This is a genomic window from Thioclava sp. JM3 (assembly GCF_002213185.1).
Classification (GTDB): Bacteria; Pseudomonadota; Alphaproteobacteria; order Rhodobacterales; family Rhodobacteraceae; genus Thioclava; species Thioclava nitratireducens.
This window is the reverse complement of record NZ_NBOB01000006.1, coordinates 365346-386346: the sequence shown is the minus strand read 5'-3', so window position 1 is coordinate 386346 and position 21001 is coordinate 365346. Positions and strand designations below refer to the sequence as shown.

At 64.7% G+C, this 21001-nt stretch carries 17 protein-coding genes; 6 read left to right on the top strand and 11 right to left on the bottom strand.

Annotation, left to right across the window (positions count from 1 at the left end; all coding sequences use genetic code 11):
• Positions 1 to 575: 575 nt before the first annotated feature.
• On the bottom strand, positions 576 to 1562 hold the full coding sequence (locus B6V73_RS13920) for a D-glycerate dehydrogenase (protein ID WP_088725530.1): 987 nt from the start codon (positions 1560 to 1562) through the stop codon (positions 576 to 578).
• A gap of 184 nt (positions 1563 to 1746) precedes the next feature.
• Between B6V73_RS13920 and B6V73_RS13915 the strand changes: the two genes are divergently transcribed.
• Both B6V73_RS13915 and B6V73_RS13910 read left to right on the top strand, forming a co-directional pair.
• The gene (locus B6V73_RS13915) at positions 1747 to 2388 is read left to right on the top strand and encodes an SH3 domain-containing protein (protein WP_088725544.1); all 642 of its coding nucleotides are present in this window, start codon (positions 1747 to 1749) and stop codon (positions 2386 to 2388) included.
• A gap of 48 nt (positions 2389 to 2436) precedes the next feature.
• The gene (locus tag B6V73_RS13910) at positions 2437 to 3321 is read left to right on the top strand and encodes a cation diffusion facilitator family transporter (protein WP_088725529.1); all 885 of its coding nucleotides are present in this window, start codon (positions 2437 to 2439) and stop codon (positions 3319 to 3321) included.
• A gap of 128 nt (positions 3322 to 3449) precedes the next feature.
• Here the strand turns inward: B6V73_RS13910 and B6V73_RS13905 are convergent, their stop codons facing one another.
• The 6 genes from B6V73_RS13905 to B6V73_RS13880 all read right to left on the bottom strand — a co-directional run bounded on the left by B6V73_RS13905 (position 3450) and on the right by B6V73_RS13880 (position 10130).
• Positions 3450 to 5471 (bottom strand): M3 family metallopeptidase, encoded by a 2022-nt coding sequence (locus B6V73_RS13905; RefSeq protein ID WP_088725528.1) that lies wholly within the window; start codon positions 5469 to 5471, stop codon positions 3450 to 3452.
• Between the two features lie 37 nt (positions 5472 to 5508).
• On the bottom strand, positions 5509 to 6573 hold the full coding sequence (locus tag B6V73_RS13900; protein WP_088725527.1) for a HesA/MoeB/ThiF family protein: 1065 nt from the start codon (positions 6571 to 6573) through the stop codon (positions 5509 to 5511).
• 3 nt (positions 6574 to 6576) lie between these two features.
• Positions 6577 to 7047 carry a dUTP diphosphatase gene (gene dut / locus B6V73_RS13895; RefSeq protein WP_088725526.1) on the bottom strand — a complete coding sequence of 157 codons (471 nt, stop codon included), beginning with the start codon at positions 7045 to 7047 and terminating at the stop codon, positions 6577 to 6579.
• 127 nt (positions 7048 to 7174) lie between these two features.
• Positions 7175 to 8383, bottom strand: coding sequence for a bifunctional phosphopantothenoylcysteine decarboxylase/phosphopantothenate--cysteine ligase CoaBC (gene coaBC / locus B6V73_RS13890; protein ID WP_088725525.1), 1209 nt, complete (start codon positions 8381 to 8383; stop codon positions 7175 to 7177).
• Positions 8384 to 8442: 59 nt separating this feature from the next.
• A complete protein-coding gene (locus B6V73_RS13885; RefSeq protein WP_088725524.1) occupies positions 8443 to 9255 on the bottom strand; it encodes a ChaN family lipoprotein in 813 nt (270 codons plus the stop codon).
• Complete coding sequence (locus B6V73_RS13880) at positions 9252 to 10130, bottom strand: RNA polymerase factor sigma-32 (RefSeq protein ID WP_075774107.1); 879 nt, start codon at positions 10128 to 10130, stop codon at positions 9252 to 9254. The genes B6V73_RS13885 and B6V73_RS13880 overlap by 4 nt, the downstream gene beginning before the upstream one ends.
• A gap of 467 nt (positions 10131 to 10597) precedes the next feature.
• Between B6V73_RS13880 and B6V73_RS13875 the strand changes: the two genes are divergently transcribed.
• Positions 10598 to 12109, top strand: a complete 1512-nt coding sequence (locus tag B6V73_RS13875; RefSeq protein WP_088725523.1) for a YifB family Mg chelatase-like AAA ATPase — start codon at positions 10598 to 10600, stop codon at positions 12107 to 12109.
• Here the strand turns inward: B6V73_RS13875 and B6V73_RS13870 are convergent.
• From B6V73_RS13870 to rsmI, 4 genes are all read right to left on the bottom strand, one after another.
• Positions 12090 to 12998 carry an alpha/beta fold hydrolase gene (locus B6V73_RS13870; protein ID WP_088725522.1) on the bottom strand — a complete coding sequence of 303 codons (909 nt, stop codon included), beginning with the start codon at positions 12996 to 12998 and terminating at the stop codon, positions 12090 to 12092. The genes B6V73_RS13875 and B6V73_RS13870 overlap by 20 nt on opposite strands.
• A gap of 1 nt (position 12999) precedes the next feature.
• Positions 13000 to 13941, bottom strand: a complete 942-nt coding sequence (gshB, locus tag B6V73_RS13865; RefSeq protein ID WP_075774104.1) for a glutathione synthase — start codon at positions 13939 to 13941, stop codon at positions 13000 to 13002.
• Positions 13942 to 14013: 72 nt separating this feature from the next.
• Positions 14014 to 14379, bottom strand: a complete 366-nt coding sequence (locus tag B6V73_RS13860) for a YraN family protein (protein ID WP_075774103.1) — start codon at positions 14377 to 14379, stop codon at positions 14014 to 14016.
• A complete protein-coding gene (gene rsmI / locus B6V73_RS13855; RefSeq protein ID WP_075774331.1) occupies positions 14376 to 15227 on the bottom strand; it encodes a 16S rRNA (cytidine(1402)-2'-O)-methyltransferase in 852 nt (283 codons plus the stop codon). The genes B6V73_RS13860 and rsmI overlap by 4 nt, the downstream gene beginning before the upstream one ends.
• Positions 15228 to 15415: 188 nt before the next feature.
• Here rsmI and B6V73_RS13850 point away from each other — a divergent pair, with 188 nt between their 5' ends.
• From B6V73_RS13850 to murJ, 3 genes are read left to right on the top strand one after another with little or no spacing between them, the layout of a single operon-like run.
• Positions 15416 to 16591, top strand: a complete 1176-nt coding sequence (locus B6V73_RS13850; RefSeq protein WP_075774102.1) for a penicillin-binding protein activator — start codon at positions 15416 to 15418, stop codon at positions 16589 to 16591.
• 58 nt (positions 16592 to 16649) lie between these two features.
• Positions 16650 to 19412, top strand: coding sequence for a [protein-PII] uridylyltransferase (locus tag B6V73_RS13845; RefSeq protein WP_088719629.1), 2763 nt, complete (start codon positions 16650 to 16652; stop codon positions 19410 to 19412).
• Position 19413: 1 nt separating this feature from the next.
• Positions 19414 to 20967 (top strand): murein biosynthesis integral membrane protein MurJ, encoded by a 1554-nt coding sequence (gene murJ, locus B6V73_RS13840; protein ID WP_088725521.1) that lies wholly within the window; start codon positions 19414 to 19416, stop codon positions 20965 to 20967.
• Positions 20968 to 21001: the final 34 nt, after the last annotated feature.

The following is a 21001-nucleotide window of genomic DNA, read 5'->3' as shown; positions in this document are numbered from 1 at the left end:
TTCTGTCGACCGTCATGTCTCCACGCCCTCCCAACTCATTGCGGCGAAAGCACCCTTCGAAAGACTGCTCCGCCGTCTATCTTCGACCGGAGTAGAAACCAACGCAGGTAACGCCCCAGACACTTCGACGCCGGACCTTAGAAGGGCCCCATGAAGGCGTTGTAGCGGGAGTGTAATGCGTTCACATTCTGGGTGTGAAATGCTTTCTGCGTGGCCTGTTTGCCTGGCTTGTTCTTCTTGGTGAGGAGAACGGCGCGCGGCTTGAAGTCGATACGGATGCTCGTCCGCGAATTTTGCCGCATTCGAAGGTCAAGCTTGTGGCCGAGGGATATTGGCTGCATTCATGAAATCGGAAGCAGAAAGGTCTGAAATCACTGATTTTTCTTTATTCACGCAGGCGCCGCCGAGAAAAAAGTCTCGGATTTACGACATCTTTTTTAGGAACCTGACGCGGCATTTTCCTTAGAAATAATAAAGACCTGCCGTGAGTATCACGACAGGCCCGATCTTTTGGGCCTCCCACCACGCGGAATGCGTCAGGATCGCACCGGGGCCTTTTCTCTGCCACCTGGGGATCAGATCATCGACGGCACGACGAGATCCGGCGGCCGGTGACCGTCGGCGAAGGTCTTGATATTGACCAGTACCTTCTCGCCCATCTCAACACGTCCTTCGACCGTGGCCGAGCCCATATGGGGCAGCAGCACCACGTTCGGCAGCTCGCGCAGACGCGGATTGACGTCCGCGCCATGCTCGAACACGTCGAGCCCGGCCCCGGCCAGCTCGCCCGCCCGCAACGCCCGTGTCAGCGCGTTTTCGTCGATCACCTCGCCCCGCGACGTATTCACGATCACCGCCTCGCGCTTGAGCATCTTCAGCCGCCGCGCATTGAGCAGGTGGAAGGTAGACGGCGTGTGCGGACAGTTCACCGAGATCACATCCATCCGGCTCACCATCTGGTCGAGGCTGTCCCAATAGGTCGCTTCCAGCTCGTCCTCGATATCCGGGTGAACCTTGGTGCGGTTGTGGTAGTGAATCTGCATCCCGAACGCCTTGGCGCGCCGCGCCACCGCCTGACCGATCCGGCCCATGCCGAGAATGCCCAGCCGCTTTCCACCAATCCGATGGCCCATGAAGGCGGTGGGGGCCCAGCCCTTCCAGTCGCCCGCCTGCATATGCGCGAGCCCCTCGGGAATGCGTCGTGTCACCGCCAGCATCAGCGCGATCGTCATATCCGCCGTATCATCGGTGACGACACCGGGCGTGTTCGACACCAGCACCCCGCGCTGACGCGCCGAGGACACGTCGATATGATCGACCCCGGCGCCGTAATTTGCGATCAGTTTCAGGCGCTCGCCAGCCTGCGAGATCATCGACGCATCGATCCGATCGGTCACGCAAGGCACGAGAACATCGGCGCGCTTCATCGCCTCGACAAGGTCCTCCCGGCTCATCTTGCGATCGTCGTGATTGAGCTCGACCTCGAACAATTCCTTCATCCGGGTCTCGACGACCTCGGGCAGGCGTCGCGTCACGACAACACTCAGGCGCGGTGCAGGCATCTCGGTCCTCTCCTCTCTTCCATCGCGGGGCGGTTGGATGCAAACTGCCCCTCAACGCGGGCAGGCACAAGGCCCGGCAAGAGCAGTAATGGCCGAAATCGACACGCGAGCGCAATTTTATTGCGCACCGGATGTCGCAGACCCGCGGATCAGCCGACGGGCGGGCCGGGATATGAGGCGGATGATGACGGGCAGCAAAATCCTCGCGGCGGTATCCTCAATTGCGATTCTGGTGGGTGCGGTCTGGAGCGTGTCGGGCAATGCCTCCGGCGCGCAATCGAAACCCGACGCGGCACGCTCTCGGACGGCTGCAAGCGGCCAGACCAACAAGCCCCAAGCGAAGCCCGCGGCCGAACCCGATGGCAATGGCCCCGACGTGCAACTGTCGAAACCGCAACATCGCGGCCCCGTCACCCACCTGCCGATCCCGCGCTACGTCTCGCTCAAGGGCTCGAAGGGAAATGTGCGCCGCGGCCCGTCCCTGTCGCACCGGATCGACTGGGTCTTCACCCACCCGGGCATGCCGCTGAAAGTCACCGCAGAATTCGGCCACTGGCGGCGCGTCGAGGATAACGAAGGGCAAGGCGGCTGGATTCACTACACGCTGATCTCGGGCGTCCGGAACGTGATCGTCATGCAGGACATGGTCTCGCTCCATGCCCGTCCCGATCCGAAATCCGCGGTCACTGCCAAGGCGCAGGCCGGAGCGATCGCGCAGCTGGGGGCCTGCACCCACGATTGGTGCGAAATCTCGGGTTCGGGCGCGGATGGCTGGTTACCCAAGACGGAAATCTGGGGCGTCGACCCCGACGAGACCCGTGACTGAGACGCTCTCCTGCGCTAGAGCAACGGCGCAAAGGTAGAGGCGGCGGCGATGGCCTATAGTGAAAACGAACACCGGATGAACACCTCGGCGGGTCTGGCCTCGGTCGGCACCGCCGCGCTGCTCGTCGCGATAAAGGCCTGGGCGCTGTGGCAGACCGGGGCGCTCTCCGTGGGCGCCTCGCTGGCCGATAGCGCGGTGGACCTGCTGATCTCGGGCGCGGGGCTGCTGGCGATCCTCTATGCCGCGAAACCCGCCGATGACGATCACGCTTTCGGGCATAGCTCGGCCGAAGACCTCGCGGCCCTCGGTCAGGCGCTGATCGTGCTGGGCGCAGGCGCCACGATCGGCATCACCGGGATACGGCGGCTGATGGCGCCTTCGCCCCCGCCGCTCGCCGCAGAGGGGCTTGGGATCGCGGTGATGGTCGCCTCTGCGGTGGTCACCTTCGGATTGATCTGGTGGCAGGGCCGCGTGGCAAAGGCGACCGGCAACAAGGTCGTCGCCGCCGACCGGCTGCACTATGTGGGCGACCTGCTGCCGACACTGGGCGCGATCCTCGCGCTCTGGCTCTCGCATGCCTTTGGCTGGGGCGACGTGGACAGCATCGTCGCCCTGATCGCCGCCGCGATCATGCTAGCCGGCGCGGCGAAGATCTTCATTGGCGCATGGCACGCCCTGATGGACCGCGCAGCCCCTGACGACGTGATCGAAGGCATCGTCAAGATCGCCCGCGACTGGCCCGATGTGCGCGGCTTTCACGATCTTAAAACCCGCACCGCCGGCGCGCAGATCTTCGTAAACCTGCATATCGAACTCGACGGGGATCAGACGCTGGAGGAAGCGCACGACATCGGCGCCGCGCTCAAACGCGCCATTGTCGCGGCCTATCCGCAGGCCGACGTCATCATCCACAAGGATGTCTATCGGGGCTGAGCGCGGAGGGGGCGCTGCCCCCACGGCTTGCGCCGCCCCCCGGGATATTTTGGCCAAGAGGAAGGCAGATCGTCTTGCTTCCAACTGCCTCAAATATCCCCGCCGGAGGCTCCGACATCACCACCCGCTCAGGCGGCCGGATCAAGCAGCCCGCGACCCTTCAGCAGAGGCTCGACCCCCGGCATCTTGCCCCGGAACTCGGTATAAAGTTCTTCCGGCGGCCGCGAATTGCCCGCAGACAGAACGAAGCGTTCGAGTTTCGCCGCCGTTTCCGGGTCGAACACGTCGCCCGCTTCCTCGAAGGCCTCGAACGCATCGGCATCCATCACCTCGGACCACATGTAGCTGTAATAGCCCGCCGAATAGCCGTCCCCCGAGAAGACATGCGAGAAATGCGGCGTCGCGTGGCGCATCCGGATCGCGTGGGGCATGCCGATCTCGCGAAGCACCTCGGCTTGTTTCGCCATCGGATCTTCCGGGGCCGCACCCTCGTGGAAAGCCAGATCGACCAGCGCCGAACCGAGATATTCCACCGTCGAGAAGCCCTGGTCGAAAGTGGCAGCACCCTTCAGCTTCTCGCGCAGCTCCGTCGGCATCGGCTCGCCCGTCTTGTAGTGGCGCGCGTGTTTTTCGAGCGTCTCGGGCACGTCGAGCCAATGCTCGTACAGCTGGCTCGGCAGCTCCACGAAATCGCGTGCGACCGAGGTGCCTGATAGGAACTGATAGGTCACGTTGGACAGCATCTGGTGCAGCGCATGGCCGAATTCGTGGAACAGCGTGCGTGCGTCGTCATGCGACAGAAGCGCCGGATCGCCCTTGGCGAAGTTGCACACGTTTACCACGATCGGCACCGGCGCGCCGCCCAGCTTGCGCTGCGAGCGCATCGCCGAGCACCACGCGCCAGACCGCTTCGAACCGCGCGCGAAATAGTCGCCGAGGAACACGGCCAGAACCTTGCCCCCGCGCGACACTTCCCAGCCACGCACGTCCGCATGATAGAACGGCCCGTCGATCTCCTTGAACTTCAGCCCGAAGAGCCGGTTCGCCGTATCGAAGGCCGCACCGATCATCGCGTCGAGCGAGAGATAGGGCTTGATCTGCCCCTCGTCGAAATCATGCTCTGCCACGCGGCGCTTCTCGGCATAGTAGCGCCAGTCCCACGGCTCCAGATCGCCATTGATCCCGTCGGCGTGCATCATCTCGGCCAGCTTCGCGGCATCGGCCTCGGCGGCGGCCTTCGCAGGTGCCCAGACCCGCATCAAAAGATCGCGCACCGCTTCGGGCGTCTTGGCCATCTCGGGCTCCAGCTTGTAGGCGGCGAAGCTCTCGTAACCCAGCAGCTTCGCGCGTTCCTCGCGCAGCTTGAGCACCTCGGCGGCGATCTCGCGATTGTCGGTCTCGCCGCCATTCGCGCCGCGCGCGGCCCAGGCCTCGTAGGCGATCCGGCGAAGCTCGCGATTGGGCGAGAATTGCAGGAAGGGCACGATCAGAGAGCGCGAGAGCGTCAGCACCGGCCCGTCCTGCCCACGCTCCTTGCCCGCCGCGCGGGCGGTATCCACGACGAAATCGGGCAGCCCTTCGAGGTCTTCCTCGGCCAGCGGGCGGAACCAGCCGCTTTCATCGGCCAGCAGGTTCTGACTGAACTGCGTGGTGATCGAGGCGAAGCGCTGCTTGATCTCGCGCATCCGCTCGGCCTCGGCCCCTTCCAGCGCCGCGCCGGAACGGGTGAACATCTGATAATATTGCTCCAGAAGCCGGTCCTGCTCCGGGCCAAGTCCGAGGCTCTCGCGGTCCTGCCAAAGCTGGTCGATCCGCGCAAACAGCGCCTTGTTCATCGTGATCTCGGAGGAAAACGCCGCGAGCTTCGGCGCCAGATCGCGCATCAACTCCTGCCGCGCGGGCGTCGCATCGGCGCCGGCGAGGTTGTAGAACACGCCCGCGACCTTTTCGAGCGCCTCTTCAGCCAGTTCCATCGCCTCGATCGTATTGACGAATGTCGGGGCGTCGGGCGAGTCCGCGATTGCCGCGATATTGGCGCGCGCCTCGGCCAGCGCAGCATCGAAAGCAGGCGCGAAATCGGCATCTGAAATCTCGGTGAAGGGCGGCAGTTCGTAGGGGCCGGTCCAGTCGGCGAGAAGCGGGTTGGTCATGGCGTGTCTCCTTTGCATCGCAAGCTAGGACGCACGCTCAGGATTGACCATCCCCCGCGCCGCGCCCTTCGCCGCAAACCGCGCAATCGGCGCGCCGCTTCACGCCGAACTGACGGCTCTCGCCCCAGAGGGCGTCGTAGATCATCAACCGTCCGCGCGCGGATTGCCCCGCGCCGGTGATCTCCTTGATCGCCTCGGTCGCCATCATCGAGCCCACAACGCCCGGCAACGCGCCGACCACCCCCGCTTCGGCGCAGGTGGGCGCAAGACCCGCCGCCGGTGCCTCGGGGAAAACACAGGCGTAACAGGGCGCACCCTTCGCTGGATCATAGAGCGAGAGCTGCCCTTCCCATTGCGTGATCGCGCCGGAAATCAACGGCGTGCCCGTCGCCACGCAGGCCGCGTTCACCAGATAGCGGGTGTCAAAATTGTCGGTCCCGTCGAGGACGAGGTCATATTCTGCAACCAGCCCTTCGGCATTCGCGGCGCTCAGGCGGCGGTTATAGGGCAGCACCTCGATATGCGGGTTGAGCGCCAGCATCGCTTTCTGTGCGGAGAAGACCTTGGGCATCCCGAGATCGGCGTCGCGGTGGATCACCTGCCGCTGCAGGTTGGAATTCGAGACGACATCGTCATCCACGACACCTATCCGCCCCGCCCCGGCAGCGGCGAGATAGAGCAGCGCGGGCGAGCCCAGCCCCCCGGCGCCGACCACCAGAACCTTAGCCTGTTTGAGCCGCTTCTGCCCCGGCCCGCCGATCTCGCGCAGCATGATGTGGCGCGCGTAGCGGTCCAGTTCCGCCTCGGAAAAGCTGCCCGGTTTGGCGGCTGGCGACTGCGGCTCCTTCGCCTCGGCTCTCGTCCGGATCGCCCCGAGCATCCGGCGATAGATCAGCACCAGCGCGACCACGACACCGAGGCCAATCCACCCCGCAAGCGAACCGCCCAGAACACGCCCGATGGGAGAAAATCCCGGGATCGGCAGATGCGCGACCACCAGCGCCGCCCAGACCAGCACCAGCATCCCGAAGATCGCACGGGCAGACGCTTTCATCACCAGTCCGAGCCCGAGGATCGCCGCCATGAGAGTGAGTCCGAGCATGCCTCAGCCCTTGCCGGTCGAGCCGAAACCGCCTGCGCCGCGTGCGGTGTCACCCAAAGTGTCGGCGACCTCGAAGCGCGCCTGCACCACCGGCGCGACGATCGCCTGCGCGATGCGCGCCCCATGCTCGATCAGATAGGGCTCTTGGCCGAGGTTGATCAGCAGCACCCCCAGCGGCCCGCGATAATCGGCGTCGATCGTCCCGGGCGTGTTGGCCAGGCTGATCCCGTGTTTGTACGCAAGCCCCGAACGCGGACGGATCTGCATCTCGAACCCTTCGGGGATCTCGACTCGCAGCCCTGTCGGAATGATCGCGCGCTGCATCGGGCCGAGCATGACGCCGCGCGCGCGATCCTCGGGCGGGAGATTGGCGCGCAGGTCGGCCCCGGCGGCGCCGTGGGTCTCGTAGCGCGGCAGGGCAATCTCGTGATCGGCCCAGTCTTCGTGCAGAACCTTGATGATCGGTGTGCTCACGTGTCCCTCTCCTGCCCGATGTCGCGCGGGCGTCAATTGCAGATGCCTCCGGCGGGGATATTTGGACCAAGCCGAAAGAGGGGCGCTTCGCTTCGGCTTGGCATAAATATCCCCCGCGGAGCGTCCCCTAACCCGTCGCCGCGCCCAAGGCTGCCGCGATGCGCGCAGCCAACCGCCGCGCAACCTCGTCCTTGCCCGTCCGGTCCCAGCTTTCCGCGCCGGTCTCGTCGATGATCGTCACCGCATTCTCGGTGCCGCCCATAATCCCGGTCGCGGGACTCACGTCATTGGCGACGATCCAGTCACAGCCCTTGCGGGCGCGTTTGTCCGCCGCAAAGCGCGCGACATCGTGGGTCTCGGCGGCGAAGCCAACCACGAGACCCGGGCGGCCCTCGCCCATCTTCGAAACTGTGGCGAGAATGTCCGGGTTCTCGGCAAATTCCAGCGCGGGCGGCGCGCCGGTGCCGTCCTTCTTCATCTTCCGCTCGGCCGCGTTCGCGACGCGCCAATCCGCCACGGCGGCAGCAAAGATCGCGGCCTCGGCAGGCAGCGCGGTCTGCACCGCGTCGAGCATTTCGCGAGCGGTCTCGACCTTGATCACCTTCACGCCCGCAGGGGGCGCAACCGTCGCGGGACCGGTGACGAAGGTGACAGTCGCGCCGAGGTCGCGCAGGGCTGCGGCAATCGCCGTGCCCTGCGCGCCCGAGGAGCGGTTCGCTATATAGCGCACCGGGTCGATCGGCTCATGGGTGGGCCCCGAGGTCACGAGGATATGGCGGCCTTTCAGCGGACCGTCGGACAGCGCCGCACCGATCGCCGCGAGGATCGCCTCGGGCTCGATCATCCGGCCCTCGCCGAATTCGCCACAGGCCATGTTGCCCTCGGTCGGGCCTGCGAAGATCACGCCGTCGGATTTGAGCGTCGCGATATTGCGCTGCGTTGCGGGATGCTCCCACATCCGCACGTTCATCGCGGGCGCGATCAGCACACGCTTGTCCGTCGCGAGCAGCAGGGTCGAGGCGAGGTCATTGGCCAGACCGTGCGCCATCTTCGCCATCAGGTCGGCGGTGGCCGCCACAACGACGACCAGATCGGCGGCGCGCGACAGTTGGATATGACCGATCTCGGCCTCATGCGTCAGATCGAAAAGGTCGGAATGCACGGCCTCGCCCGCAAGCGAGGACAGGGTCAGCGGGGTCACGAACTCGGCGCCGGCCTTGGTCAGGACCGGGCTCACCGAGGCTCCCGCACCCCGCAGCAGTCGGATCACCTCGGGCGCCTTGAAGGCGGCGATGCCGCCGCCGACGATCAACAGGATGCGTTTGCCGGCAAGCATTTGCCTCTCCGTGAAACTCTCTCAGATGGTCTAAGCGCCGGGGCGCATTGGTGCAAGGATCACTTGAACGCCGCGCAGGGATCGGCGCGCTCGGTCGGGGGCGTCACGATCCAGTCGTCATAGGGCTGTGGGCCGGGATCGGCACCCGGTTCGGCCTCGATCTGGCCGATCGCCACGACCTTCGCCTCCGGGTCTGCCTTGCGCAGAAGCGCGGGGACCGCGAGGTCGGTTCTGGCATGGCCCGAGCCGGTGACCACCGCGACCGGGCCGCCGGTTTCCTTCAGCGCCTTCAGAGCGACCCGGGCGAAGGCGGCGTCGCGGAAACGTTGCGCGGCGACCATGCCGGGGAGCAGATCGACCGGAAGCGCGTTACAATGATCTTCCTGCGACTGAGCTTCCAGCTTGGCCTGCAACGCGTCGGGATAGGGTTGATCGAGCCCGTAACGCGCAGCGCCCTCGCCGAACACCTCCGGTAGCGGCTTGGTCATCGCGGCGCGCACTGTCTCGCGCGGCTGCGCGGCGCCATAGACTTTCGCATCGCCCAAAGCCTCGAAAATCGGATAGTAGATCGCGAAATCGGGCCAGCCCGAGTTATTCCAATCCAGCGCCTTTTCCAGCGCCCCCTCTTCCTTCAAAAGCGCCGGCGTGATCTTCGCGGCCTGCTCGGGCGTCAATTGCTCGAACACCACAGCGGCGGGCTTCAGCGCCTTGATCGCCCGCGCCTGATTGAGGTGATGGGTGGGGTTGTCGTGAATCTCGCCCAGAACGACAATATCGCCCGACAGCGTATCGAGCTGGTCGGGCGATATTTCCGCAGCTTGAGCGGAACCTGTCAGCGACAGCAGGCAGATAGCGGCGAGAAACTTCCTCATATGAAGAAGCTTTGCACCTCGCCCTGATGTGTTTCAAGCGATTTGCGCATCTTGCCGAAGGCCTGCGCTTCGAGCTGACGAATGCGCTCTTTCGAAAGACCCAATTCTTCACCGAGGCTTTCCAAAGTGCGCGGCTCGTCGATCAGGCGACGCTCGCGGACGATGTAGGCTTCGCGGTCGGTAAGACGCTCCATCGCCTCGCCCAACCAGACTTTCATCGTCTGGCCGTCATGGGTGTCGGCCACGGTTTCCTCCGGGCTCGCGCCATCGTCTTCCAGTGTGTCGACCCATTCGCGGCCTTCGTCTTCGCTGGACTGCGTCGCGTTGAGCGAGAAGTCGGAGCCGGACAGGCGGCCCTCCATCATCTCGACGTCGGCAAGCGGCACGCCGATCACCTCGGCCACGCGCTGCCGCAGCTGCATCGCGTCGAGCTGCTCGCCCTCTTGCTGCGCCTCGCGGGTCAACTGAGCCTGAACGCGGCGCATGTTGAAGAACAGCGCTTTTTGCGACGAGGTGGACCCGGTGCGCACCATCGACCAGTTCCGCATTACGAATTCCTGGATCGAGGCCTTGATCCACCACACGGCATAGGTCGAGAAGCGAACGCCGCGTTCCGGATCGAACTTGTCGGCGGCCTTCATCAGACCAAGTGACGCTTCCTGAATGAGATCGTTCATCGGGGCGCCGTAGCGGCGAAACTTCGACGCCATCGAAATCGCCAGGCGCATGTAAGCGGTCACAAGTCGATGGAGAGCCTGCTCATCCCGATGATCGCGCCACGCGCGCGCCAGTTCTGCTTCGGTGTCAGCGTCCAGGAACTCTGCCCGCATCGCTTGGCGTGGCAGGGTTTCATCGGTCATACCATCAAGTGCCATTTACAATCTCCCTGGGGTGTCCAGCCCAAACCGGCGCAACCTTGAATTGGGTGGCTGCTTTGCCCACCCAATGCGAATGACATGAATTAGTTCCTCACGGAAATGTTGAATTTTGCTTGAAACTTTGTGCGCGTGGCGCACTTGACGACGTTTTCAAGCGAAAAATGAAAGAAATTCATACCCCTACGGAAGGACCATCACTCCTTCTTGAGCACGACATATCATAAGCCTGCTCACGGACACTTGAGAAACTGTAACGCAACGCGTTGATCTTGTGCGCGAAATTGAAGCGAGCGCTGTGCGGATATGCAGAAAATGCAGGTTCTCGTGGAGATTTCGGCAGCTTTCCCCCAGGCGCCTTTCGCCCCTGAGTCGAGGTTCGGGTGCCGCCTCTCGGCCTCGGCGACCGTTAACCAATCCTAAACCATGATCGCGCTACCCATCGACGAGGAGGCGTGGGAGAACCGATGGTCAGCCAGAGCTACACGGTGGCGTTCGAGGGGGTGGAAGCCCGCCTCGTGGAGGTGCAATGCGCGCTCTCCGAAGGCATGCCCGGCTTCGCGGTCGTGGGTCTGCCCGACAAGGCGGTCTCCGAAGCGCGCGAGCGGGTGCGCGCGGCGCTCGGTGCGCTGGGGATCGCACTGCCGATGCAGAAGATCACCGTGAACCTTTCGCCCGCGGACCTGCCGAAAGAGGGCTCGCATTTCGATCTGCCCATCGCCCTGTCGCTGCTGGGCGCCATTGGCGTGGTGCCCCGCGACCGTATCGAGGCACTGGTCGCGGTGGGAGAACTATCGCTCGACGGACGACTGCTGCCGGTCGCGGGCGCCCTACCCGCCGCGATGGCGGCTGCCGCCGCGGACAAGGGGCTGATCTGCCCGAAAGGCTCCGGCGCAGAGGCCGCCTGGGTCGGCGCGACCGATGTAACGGCGCCGGAGACGCTCGGCGGCGCAATCGACCATCTCAGCGGTCGCCTGCCGCTGGAGCCTGCGCGACCGGGTCTGATCGAAGCGACCGCGCATCCGCGCGACCTGCGTGACGTGAAGGGTCAGGAGCGGGCGAAACGCGCGCTGGAAATCGCCGCTGCCGGACGCCATCACCTGATGATGATCGGCACGCCCGGCTCGGGCAAATCCATGCTGGCCGCGCGGCTGGCCTCTATCCTGCCGGAGATGCGCCCCGAGGAGATGCTGGAAACATCGATGATCCAGTCACTTTCGGGCCTGCTGGCCGAGGGAGGCATCTCGCGCACCCGCCCCTTCCGCGAACCGCACCACACCGCGTCGATGGCGGCGATGATCGGAGGCGGACGCGGCGCACGCCCCGGCGAGGTCAGCCTCGCCCATAACGGCGTCCTGTTCATGGACGAGTTCCCCGAATTCCCCCGCGCCGTGCTGGAGACTCTGCGCCAACCGATCGAAACCGGAGAAGTCGTCGTCTCGCGCGCCAACGCACATACGCGCTACCCCTGCCGCTTCCTGTTGATCGCCGCCGCGAACCCCTGCAAATGCGGCTATCTCGGCGATGCCGAACGCGCATGCCCCCGCGCGCCCGGCTGTGGTGACGACTATCTGGGCCGAATTTCAGGACCGCTGATGGATCGGTTCGATCTGCGCATCGAGGTGCCCCCGGTGCGCTATGCCGATCTCGACCTGCCCGCCACCGGCGACAGCTCCACAGAAGTGGCGGCGCGCGTCGCTGACGCACGCGAGCGGCAGGCCCAACGCTTCGCGGATCACCCGGAAATCCGCGTCAACGCCGAAGTCGAAGGACGGTTGCTCGAAGATATCGCAACGCCGGATACCGAGGGACGCGATCTTCTGGCGCGGATGGCGGAACGGGTCGGGCTCTCGGCGCGCGGCTACCACCGCGTCTTGCGGGTCGCACGCACGATCGCCGATCTCGATCACGCCGATAAGGTGCGCAAGCCACATATCGCGGAGGCGTTGAGCTATCGCCTCAGCGCTGTGGCAGGTTGAGCATCTTGCGCGCCGCGGCGGCCGCGTCTTCCAGCGCCTCGCGCGCCTCGGGAATCCGACCGTCGAAGAAATGCCAGACATGCGGCGTGTCGGGCCAGCTCTGCACGGTGACATCCGTACCGAAATCGCGCAGCCTTTCGGCCACGCGCAGCGAGTCGTCACACAGGATCTCGGCCATCGAATGCTGGATCAGCACCGGTGGCGGATCGGGAAATTCCGCGAAAAGCGGCGAGAAGCGCGGATCGGTCGGGTCATGGCCGCGCAGAACCATTTCGCAGGTGTCGCCAAGACGCTCGACCGGCAGCATTGCATCTTTAGAAGCGTTGAGGCGGAGGCTCTCGCCCGAACAGGTCAAATCCGTCCAGGGGGACAAAGCGATCACCCCGGCAGGCGGCGTGCCGCGCTGGCACAGGGCGCTGAGAAGCGCCAACGCCAAGCCGCCCCCCGCGCTGTCGCCTGCGAGCACGATCGCGCTAGGATCATACCCGGTTTCAACAAGCGCGTCGAAAGCCGCCGTCGCATCCTCGAGCGCGGCGCCCACCGGCGCTTCGGGCGCGAGGCGGTAATCCGGCACGATCACCTCGAGGCCGCTCAGCTTCGCCAAGCGCCCGGTGAGACCGCGATACATCCAAGGGGATCCGGTGACGTAACCGCCGCCGTGAAGATAGAGAATGACGCGCCCGGCCGCGCATTGTCCCGCGCGCAACGACAGTGCGTCACGCCCGGCCAGCCTGATTTGCAGACGACATATCTCTGTGGGCTCGCGCACGATCCAACTGGCTAATCTCTCGGTCCCGCGTCGCATTTGCGCAGGGCCGTGGAACCTGCGCACCATCGGTTTTGCGAAAGCCCGCAGCCAGAGATTGAGTAAAACCAGACGGATCGACATATCAGCTCCGTTTCGCTTCGATCGCCTCCCAGATCCGGGCGGTGATATTCACGCCGTCGAACCGTTCGAGCTCCTGAATCCCGGTGGGCGAAGTCACGTTGATTTCGGTCAGCCAATCGCCGATCACATCGATTCCGACGAAAATCTGACCCTTCTCGCGCAGATGCGGACCGATCCGCGCACAGATTTCTCGATCGCGCGCGGTCAGCTCGACCTTTTCGGGCCGGCCGCCGACATGCATGTTCGACCGCGTCTCACCTTCCGCAGGCACCCGATTGATCGCGCCCACGGGCTCGCCATCGACAAGAATGATCCGCTTGTCGCCCTTCGACACCGCGGGCAGGAATTTCTGCGCGATCAACGGCTCGTTGTTGATGCCGATGAAAAGCTCATGCAGCGACGACAGGTTGCGGTCGTTCGGATCGAGCCGAAACACCCCCGCTCCCCCGTTGCCATAAAGCGGCTTGAGGATGATATCGCCATGCTCGGCCTTGAAGGCCCGGATGGCCTCGAGGTCGCGCGCAATCAATGTCGGCGGCGTCAGGTCGGGGAAGTCGAGAACGAGTAGCTTCTCGGGCGAATTGCGTACCCAGAAAGGATCGTTCACCACAAGCGTCTCGGGATGTATGCGATCCAGCAGATGCGTCGTGGTGATGTAACCCATGTCAAAGGGTGGATCCTGCCGTAGCCAGACGACGTCCCAATCCCCCAGATCGATCTCGGCCTCTTCGCCCAACGAGAAGTGATTGCCCTTCTCGCGGCGCACCGTGAGCGGCCAGCCACGTGCATAAACGCGACCCTCGCGATAAATCAGACGACCCGGCGTGTAATAGAACAGCTCATGTCCACGAGCCTGCGCTTCTTCGGCGATCCGAAACGTGCTGTCAGCCTCGATATTGACCGCTTCGATCGGATCCATCTGGATCGCAACTTTCAAACCCATCCGCGCCCCCTGTTTCAGTGCAATCTTGATGCAATGTGGCGCGCCCGGATGCAACCTCAACCCATCGGCCGGTCACATTCCGAAATAGGCGTTCTCCAGAACCTTGATCTCCCCGATCTCATTGACCAGCGCGAGATCGAACCGAACCTTGCGATTGCAGTTGGCCGGAGCCGGATGGCGCATCAGGTATTCTTCGACCGAAACGCAAATTCGGCGCATCTGACGTTGCGAAAGACGTTCGGCAGCACGGGCATGGCTCCGCGATTTCTTCACTTCGATGAAGATCAGGGTGTCGCCCTCGCGCGCGATCAAATCGATCTCGCCGCCATATTTGCCGCGCCAGCGATGTTCCGACACCGCGCGGCCTTCTCTCTCGTAATGCAGCATCACCTGTTCTTCGGCGGCGAGACCCGAATGATACGACAGCGATCCACTCATTTCTTCTTCTCCATAGCCAGAGCGGCCTGATAGACCTTGCGTCGCGGCAAACCGGTCGCGCCCACGACGGCATCGACCGCATCGCGAAGCGACTCCCGCTCGAGCGCGGCGCTCAACCGGCGCTCCAGTTCCGCATCATCGACTTCGACCGCGTGCGGCCTGTCGACCACCACCACGATCTCTCCCTTGATCGGCGCATCAGCCACGCCTGCCGCAAGCTCTTCCAGCGTGCCCCGGCGCACCTCTTCGAACCGCTTCGTCAGTTCCCGGCACAGCGCCGCTTGCCTCTCCTTTCCCAGACTATGGGCCGCGTCAGCTAACATTTCCCTAATGCGTTTGGGGCTTTCATAAAAAACCAGTGTCGCGGGAATTTCCTTGAACTCGGCGAGCCAATTCCGCCGCGCGCCTTTACTGTTCGGCGCGAACCCGGCGAAGAGGAAGCGATCCGTCGGCAAGCCCGAGAGCGTCAGCGCCGTCAGCACCGCTGAGGGGCCCGGCGCACTGTAGAGCGGCAGCCCGGCCTCGATCACCGCGCGGCCGAGCTGATAGCCGGGGTCGGCGACCAGCGGCGTGCCCGCTTCGGAGGCATAAACCACCGACTTCCCGGCCTCGAGCGCGGCAAGGATTTTCGGCCGCATCGCGGCACCGTTATGGTCATGATATGCGAGCACCTGGCGCCCGTTGAGCGGTACTCCGTGAATCTCCATCAGGTGCCGCAGGCTGCGGGTATCCTCGGCCGCCAGAACATCGGCAGCGCGCAACATATCTAGGGCGCGCAGCGTGATGTCGCGGGCCGCTCCGATCGGCGTGGCGATGAAATGAAGCCCCGGGCTTAACGGCGCAGGCACCCCCTTGGTTCCGCCATTTTGCGCGTTTGCATCAGATACAACACCCTCGCCCATCGCCTGCCTCATCACTTGTGTGGATCGTTTACTTCACGCCTGCTTGTGCGTAGTCTCGATCGCGTCATCCGATCGCGGTTCGCAGGCTTTGCTTCAGTGCCCGGACCGGACGCCAACGCCCAAAAGGACGTATCATGTTTAATCTCATTCGTAACCCCCGCGCCCTCGCTGCGCGAATCGCAGCCCTCCTTGCTCTGGTCTGGCTCGCGGCCTGTCAGCCGGGGCCAATGGGCAATTCCGGCCAGAAGATCGACAGCAGCGCACCGGTCAAGGTCGCGCTTCTCGTCCCGTCGGGGTCGGGAAATGCGGGCGATGAGACTCTCGCACGGGCTCTGCAGAATGCGGCCAATCTCGCGATCCAGGACCTTAAGGGCACCCGCATCGACCTGCAGGTCTACAACACCGCGGGCAATCCGCAGCAGGCCGCCGCGATGGCGACCAAGGCTGCCGACGAGGGCGCGAAGGTCATCCTCGGTCCCGTCTATGCGCAATCGGCGAATGCGGCGGGTCTCGCGGTGGCCTCGCGCAACATCAACGTGCTTGCGTTTTCGAACAATACCAACGTCGCGGGCGGCAATGTCTTCGTGCTCGGCCCGACCTTCCAGAACACCGCCAACCGCCTCGTGAGCTTCGCCGCGCGTCAGGGCAAGCAGCGGATCATGGTCGTGCATGAGCAGACCACGGCAGGCGAAATCGGCGCGCAGGCGATCCAGACGGCGATCGCACGGTCGGGCGCTTCGCTCGCGGGCGTGGCCTCCTACCCGTTCTCGCAGCAGGGCGTGGTCGATGCGACGCCGCAGATCGCAAGCCGCGTGAAGTCCGGCGACGTCGATGCGCTGTTCCTGACCGCCGATACCGCAGGCGCGCTCCCGCTGCTCACGCAGCTGATGGGCGAGCAGGGAGTGACCCCGCAGACCACGCAATATATCGGCCTGACCCGTTGGGATATCCCGCCGGCGACCCTGTCGCTTCCGGGCACCCAAGGTGGATGGTTCGCCGAGCCCGACCCGGCGCTGCAACAGCAGTTCGTGTCGCGCTACACCGCCGCTTACGGGCAAGCGCCCCACCCGATCGCGGGCCTCGCCTATGACGGGGTCGCGGCGATCGGCGCGCTGGTGAAATCGGGCAATCCGAACGCGCTGACCAAGCAGGGCCTGACCCAGCGTTCGGGCTTCGTGGGCGTCAACGGCGTCTTCCGGCTCCTGCCCGACGGCACCAACGAGCGCGCACTCGCCGTAGCTCAGGTCCGCAACGGGCAGGCGGTCGTGATCGATCCGGCGCCGCGCAACTTCGGCGGTTTCGGCTTCTGATCCGGAGCGCCGCTACAGGAAAGGGCCCGCAAAGGGACGAGATCGCGCAGTGACCAGCATGACAGACACCGCCCCGGCATCGACCGGGGCGCCCCTCCTTCTGGATCAGCAGCGTCTGTTCGACGCGCTCGACGCCGCAACCTCCGGTGCAAGCGATCCCAAGGACATCCGGACCGCGACGGTGAACTTCCTCACCGAGGAGCGCCGCGCCGCCACCGCTGCGATCGAGGCTGATTTCGAGAGGCACCCGCGCGCGGCGCGCGACACGGTCGAAGCCTATGCCCAGATGACGGACGGGATCGTCCGGTCGGTGCTGCGCATCGCGACGACGCGTCTGCATCCAAGCGGCATCCGCACCGAGGCAGAGCGTTTCGCGGTGCTCGCCGTGGGCGGCTATGGCCGCGCCGAGATGGCGCCGCATTCCGATGTCGATCTGCTCTTCCTCACCCCTTACAAGGTCACCCCCTGGGCCGAGAGCGTCATCGAGTCGATGCTCTACATGCTCTGGGATCTGAAGCTGAAGGTCGGTCATTCGTCTCGGACGCTCGACGATTGCATCCGGCTCGGGCGCGAGGACATCACGATCCGCACCGCACTTCTGGAGCATCGCTGCGTCGGCGGCGACGATAAGCTGGCCGAGGCGCTGTCGCTGCGCCTTCACCACGACCTTTTCGAGGGGACCGAGGCCGAGTTCATCGAGGCCAAGCTTGAGGAACGCTCGCAACGCCACCGCCGGCAGGGCGGGCAGCGCTACGTGCTCGAACCGAACGTGAAAGAGGGCAAGGGGGGCCTGCGCGACCTGCAGACCCTCTACTGGATCGGCAAATACATCCATCATGTGGGCCGCGCCCGCGAATTGATGGAGATCGGGGCATTTTCGCCCGAGGAATACGAGACCTTCCACGAGGCCGAGAATTACCTCTGGGCGGTGCGTTGTCACCTGCATCTGATCTCCGGCCGCGCTTCGGATCAGCTGACCTTCGACATGCAGGTCGAGGTGGCCGAGCGCATGGGCTATCGCGATCTGGCGGGCCGCCGCGCGGTAGAGGTCTTCATGCAGGATTACTTCCGCCACGCGACCGCCGTGGGCGACGTGACCCGCATCTTCCTGACCAAGCTTGAGGCGCAGCACGTCAAAAGCGCGCCGATGCTGACGCGGATTTTCCGCCGGCGACGCAAGCTGAAGGCCCCCTATTGCGAAGAGAACGGACGCATCAACGTGGCCGACGAGAAGGCCTTCCTCTCCGATCCGGTCAACCTGCTGCGCCTCTTCGAAGAGGGGCTGCGCTCGGGGATGCTGATCCACCCTGACGCGATGCGGCTCGTCTCGGCCAATCTAGACCTGATCGACGACAAGGTGCGCACCAATCGCGAGGCGCAGCGTATTTTCCTCGATCTGCTCCTGAAGCACGGCAACCCGGAACGCGCGCTGCGCCGGATGAACGAGCTGGGCGTGCTGGCCGCCTTCATCCCCGAATTCGAGCCGATTGTCGCGATGATGCAGTTCAACATGTATCACAGCTACACCGTGGATGAGCACACGATACAGGTCGTCTCGACGCTGGCACAGATCGAGCGCAAGGAGCTGGTGGAGGATCTGCCGCTCTCGTCGCATATTCTCGAAGAAGGCATCAATCGCAAGGTTCTCTATGTCGCGCTGCTGGTGCATGACATCGGCAAGGGACGCCCCGAAGATCACTCGATCCTCGGCGCGAAGATCGCCCGCAAGGTAGCGCCGCGGCTGGGGTTGAACCCAGAGGAATGCGACACCGTCGAATGGCTGGTGCGCCATCACCTTCTGATGTCCGACGTGGCGCAGAAACGCGACCTGTCGGACCCGCGCACGATCCGCGATTTCGCCAAGCGCGTGAAGTCGCGCAAGCGACTCGACCTGCTGACGGTGCTGACGGTCTGTGACATTCGCGGCGTCGGCCCGAACGTGTGGAACAACTGGAAAGCGACGCTGCTGCGCAAGCTGCATTCCGAGACCGCGATGGCGTTGGAGCACGGGCTGGAAGCGGTCAATCGCGAGCAGCGTACCGACGAGGCCAAACGTGCCCTGCGCGAAGTACTGGAGGCGCAGGACGACTGGGACAAGACCCGCATCCGCGCCGAGCTCGCCCGCCATTACCCGCCCTACTGGCAGGCGCTCGCCACGGTCAATCACGAGATCTTCGCGCGGCTGCTGCGCGATCTGGGCGATAACGAGATCCGTATCGACCTGCATCCCGATGACGATCACGACGCGACCCGCGTCAGCTTCGCTCTCGCCGATCATCCCGGCATCTTCTCCCGGCTCTCCGGCGCGCTGGCGCTGGTCGGCGCGAACGTGGTCGATGCGCGCACCTATACCTCGAAGGACGGCTACGCGACCGCCGTCTTCTGGGTTCAGGATGCCGAGGGCCATCCCTACGAGGCCTCGAAACTGACCCGCCTGCGCGGGATGATCGAGAAGACGCTGAAAGGCGAGGTCGTCGCCCGCGAGGCGCTCAAGGATCGCGACAAGCTCAAGAAGCGTGAGCGCGAGTTCAAGTTCCCGACCCATATCACCATCGACAACGAGGGATCGGATATCTACACGATCATCGAAGTCGATACCCGCGACCGGCCCGGCCTTCTCTACGACCTGACCCGGGCGCTGGCATCGAACAATATCTCGATCTCCTCGGCGGTGATCGCCACCTATGGCGCGCAGGTCGTGGACAGCTTCTACGTGAAAGACATGTTCGGCCTGAAACTCCATTCCAAATCGCGCCAGGAAGCTCTCGAGAAGAAGCTGATGGACGCGATTGCCTCGGGCGCGAAACGGGCGGGCAACTAATATGAAACCAATCCGGCTGGTGCGCGGCTTCCTCACGGTGGGCGGCTGGACCATGGCGAGCCGCATCCTCGGCTTTGCGCGCGACATGATGATCGCGGCCTATCTCGGTGCAGGCCCGGTGGCGGAGGCCTTCCTCGTGGCCTTCTCGCTACCGAACCTGTTTCGCCGTTTCTTCGCGGAAGGCGCGTTCAACACCGCCTTCATCCCGATCTTCTCGAAGAAGCTGGAGGGCGGCGAGGACGCGCAGGGCTTCGCGCGCGAGGCAATGGGCGGCTTGGCCTCGGTGCTGATCGTGCTGACACTGGTGGCTTCGGCGGCAATGCCGTGGCTGGTGCTGGCGATGGCCTCGGGCTTCGCGGGCGATGAGCGGTTCGCCATCGCCACGAGCTATGGCCGGATCGCCTTCCCCTACATCCTCTTCATCTCGCTCAGCGCGCTTCTGTCGGGCGTGCTGAACGCCGCCGGTCACTTCGCCGCTGCCGCCGCGGCACCCGTGCTGCTGAACGTCACCTTTGTCATCGCGATGCTGATGGCCGATCAGGCCGGCTGGCCGGTGGGCGATGCGCTGGCCTGGGCCGTGCCCGTTGCGGGCGTGGCGCAACTGGCGCTGGTCTGGGCCGCGGCATGGCGGGCGGGCTACAAGATCGTGCCGAAACGCCCGCGCCTCTCTTCCGACATGAAACGCCTCGTTCGGATCGCGATCCCAGCGATGCTCGCGGGCGGCGTGGTGCAGGTGAACCTGCTGGTGGGCCGTCAGGTCGCCTCGCATTTCGACGGCGCGATCGCGTGGCTGAACTATGCCGATCGGCTCTATCAGTTGCCGCTGGGCGTCGTGGGCATCGCGATCGGCGTGGTTCTGCTGCCCGACCTGTCTCGTCGCTTGCGCGGCGGCGACACGGCCGGCAGCCGCTATTCCTTCTCGCGTGCGGGCGAGTTCGCGCTACTCTTCACCGTCGGCCCCGCCGTGGCGCTGCTGGTGGCAGCCCAGCCCATCGTCTCGGTCCTGTTCGAGCGCGGCCAGTTCACCCACGAGGACACGATCGCGACCGCGTGGGCCACCGCGATCTACGGCCTCGGCCTGCCCGCCTTTGTGCTGCAAAAGGTTCTGCAGCCCTTGTATTTCGCCCGCGAGAACACGCGCACGCCGTTCAACTACGCGCTCGTCGCGATGGTGGTGAATGCGGTGTTGGCGATCGGGCTGTCCTTCGTGATCGGCTACCTTGCGGCGGCTGTCGGAACGACGCTCGCCGCCTGGGCGATGGTCGCGCAGCTTTGGCTCGGCGCACGCCCGATGGGGGAAGCCGCGAGCTTCGATCACCGTTTCTACCGCCGCCTGCCCCGCATCGTGATCGCGGCGCTGGTGATGGGCGCTGCGATCTGGGCGGTGACCTGGGCGGTGCCCGGCGCATTCGCCGTGCCGGGCCTACGTGCGCTGGCGCTACTGGGGCTCGTGCTGTTCGGGATGGTCGTCTATTTCGGCACGGCCATCGCGATCGGTGCGATGCATATGGCCGATCTGAAAGGTGCGATGCGGCGCGGTCCGGGCGGGGCGTAAGGGCCGCGCCCGACCCTTGGGTGGCACTTTAATC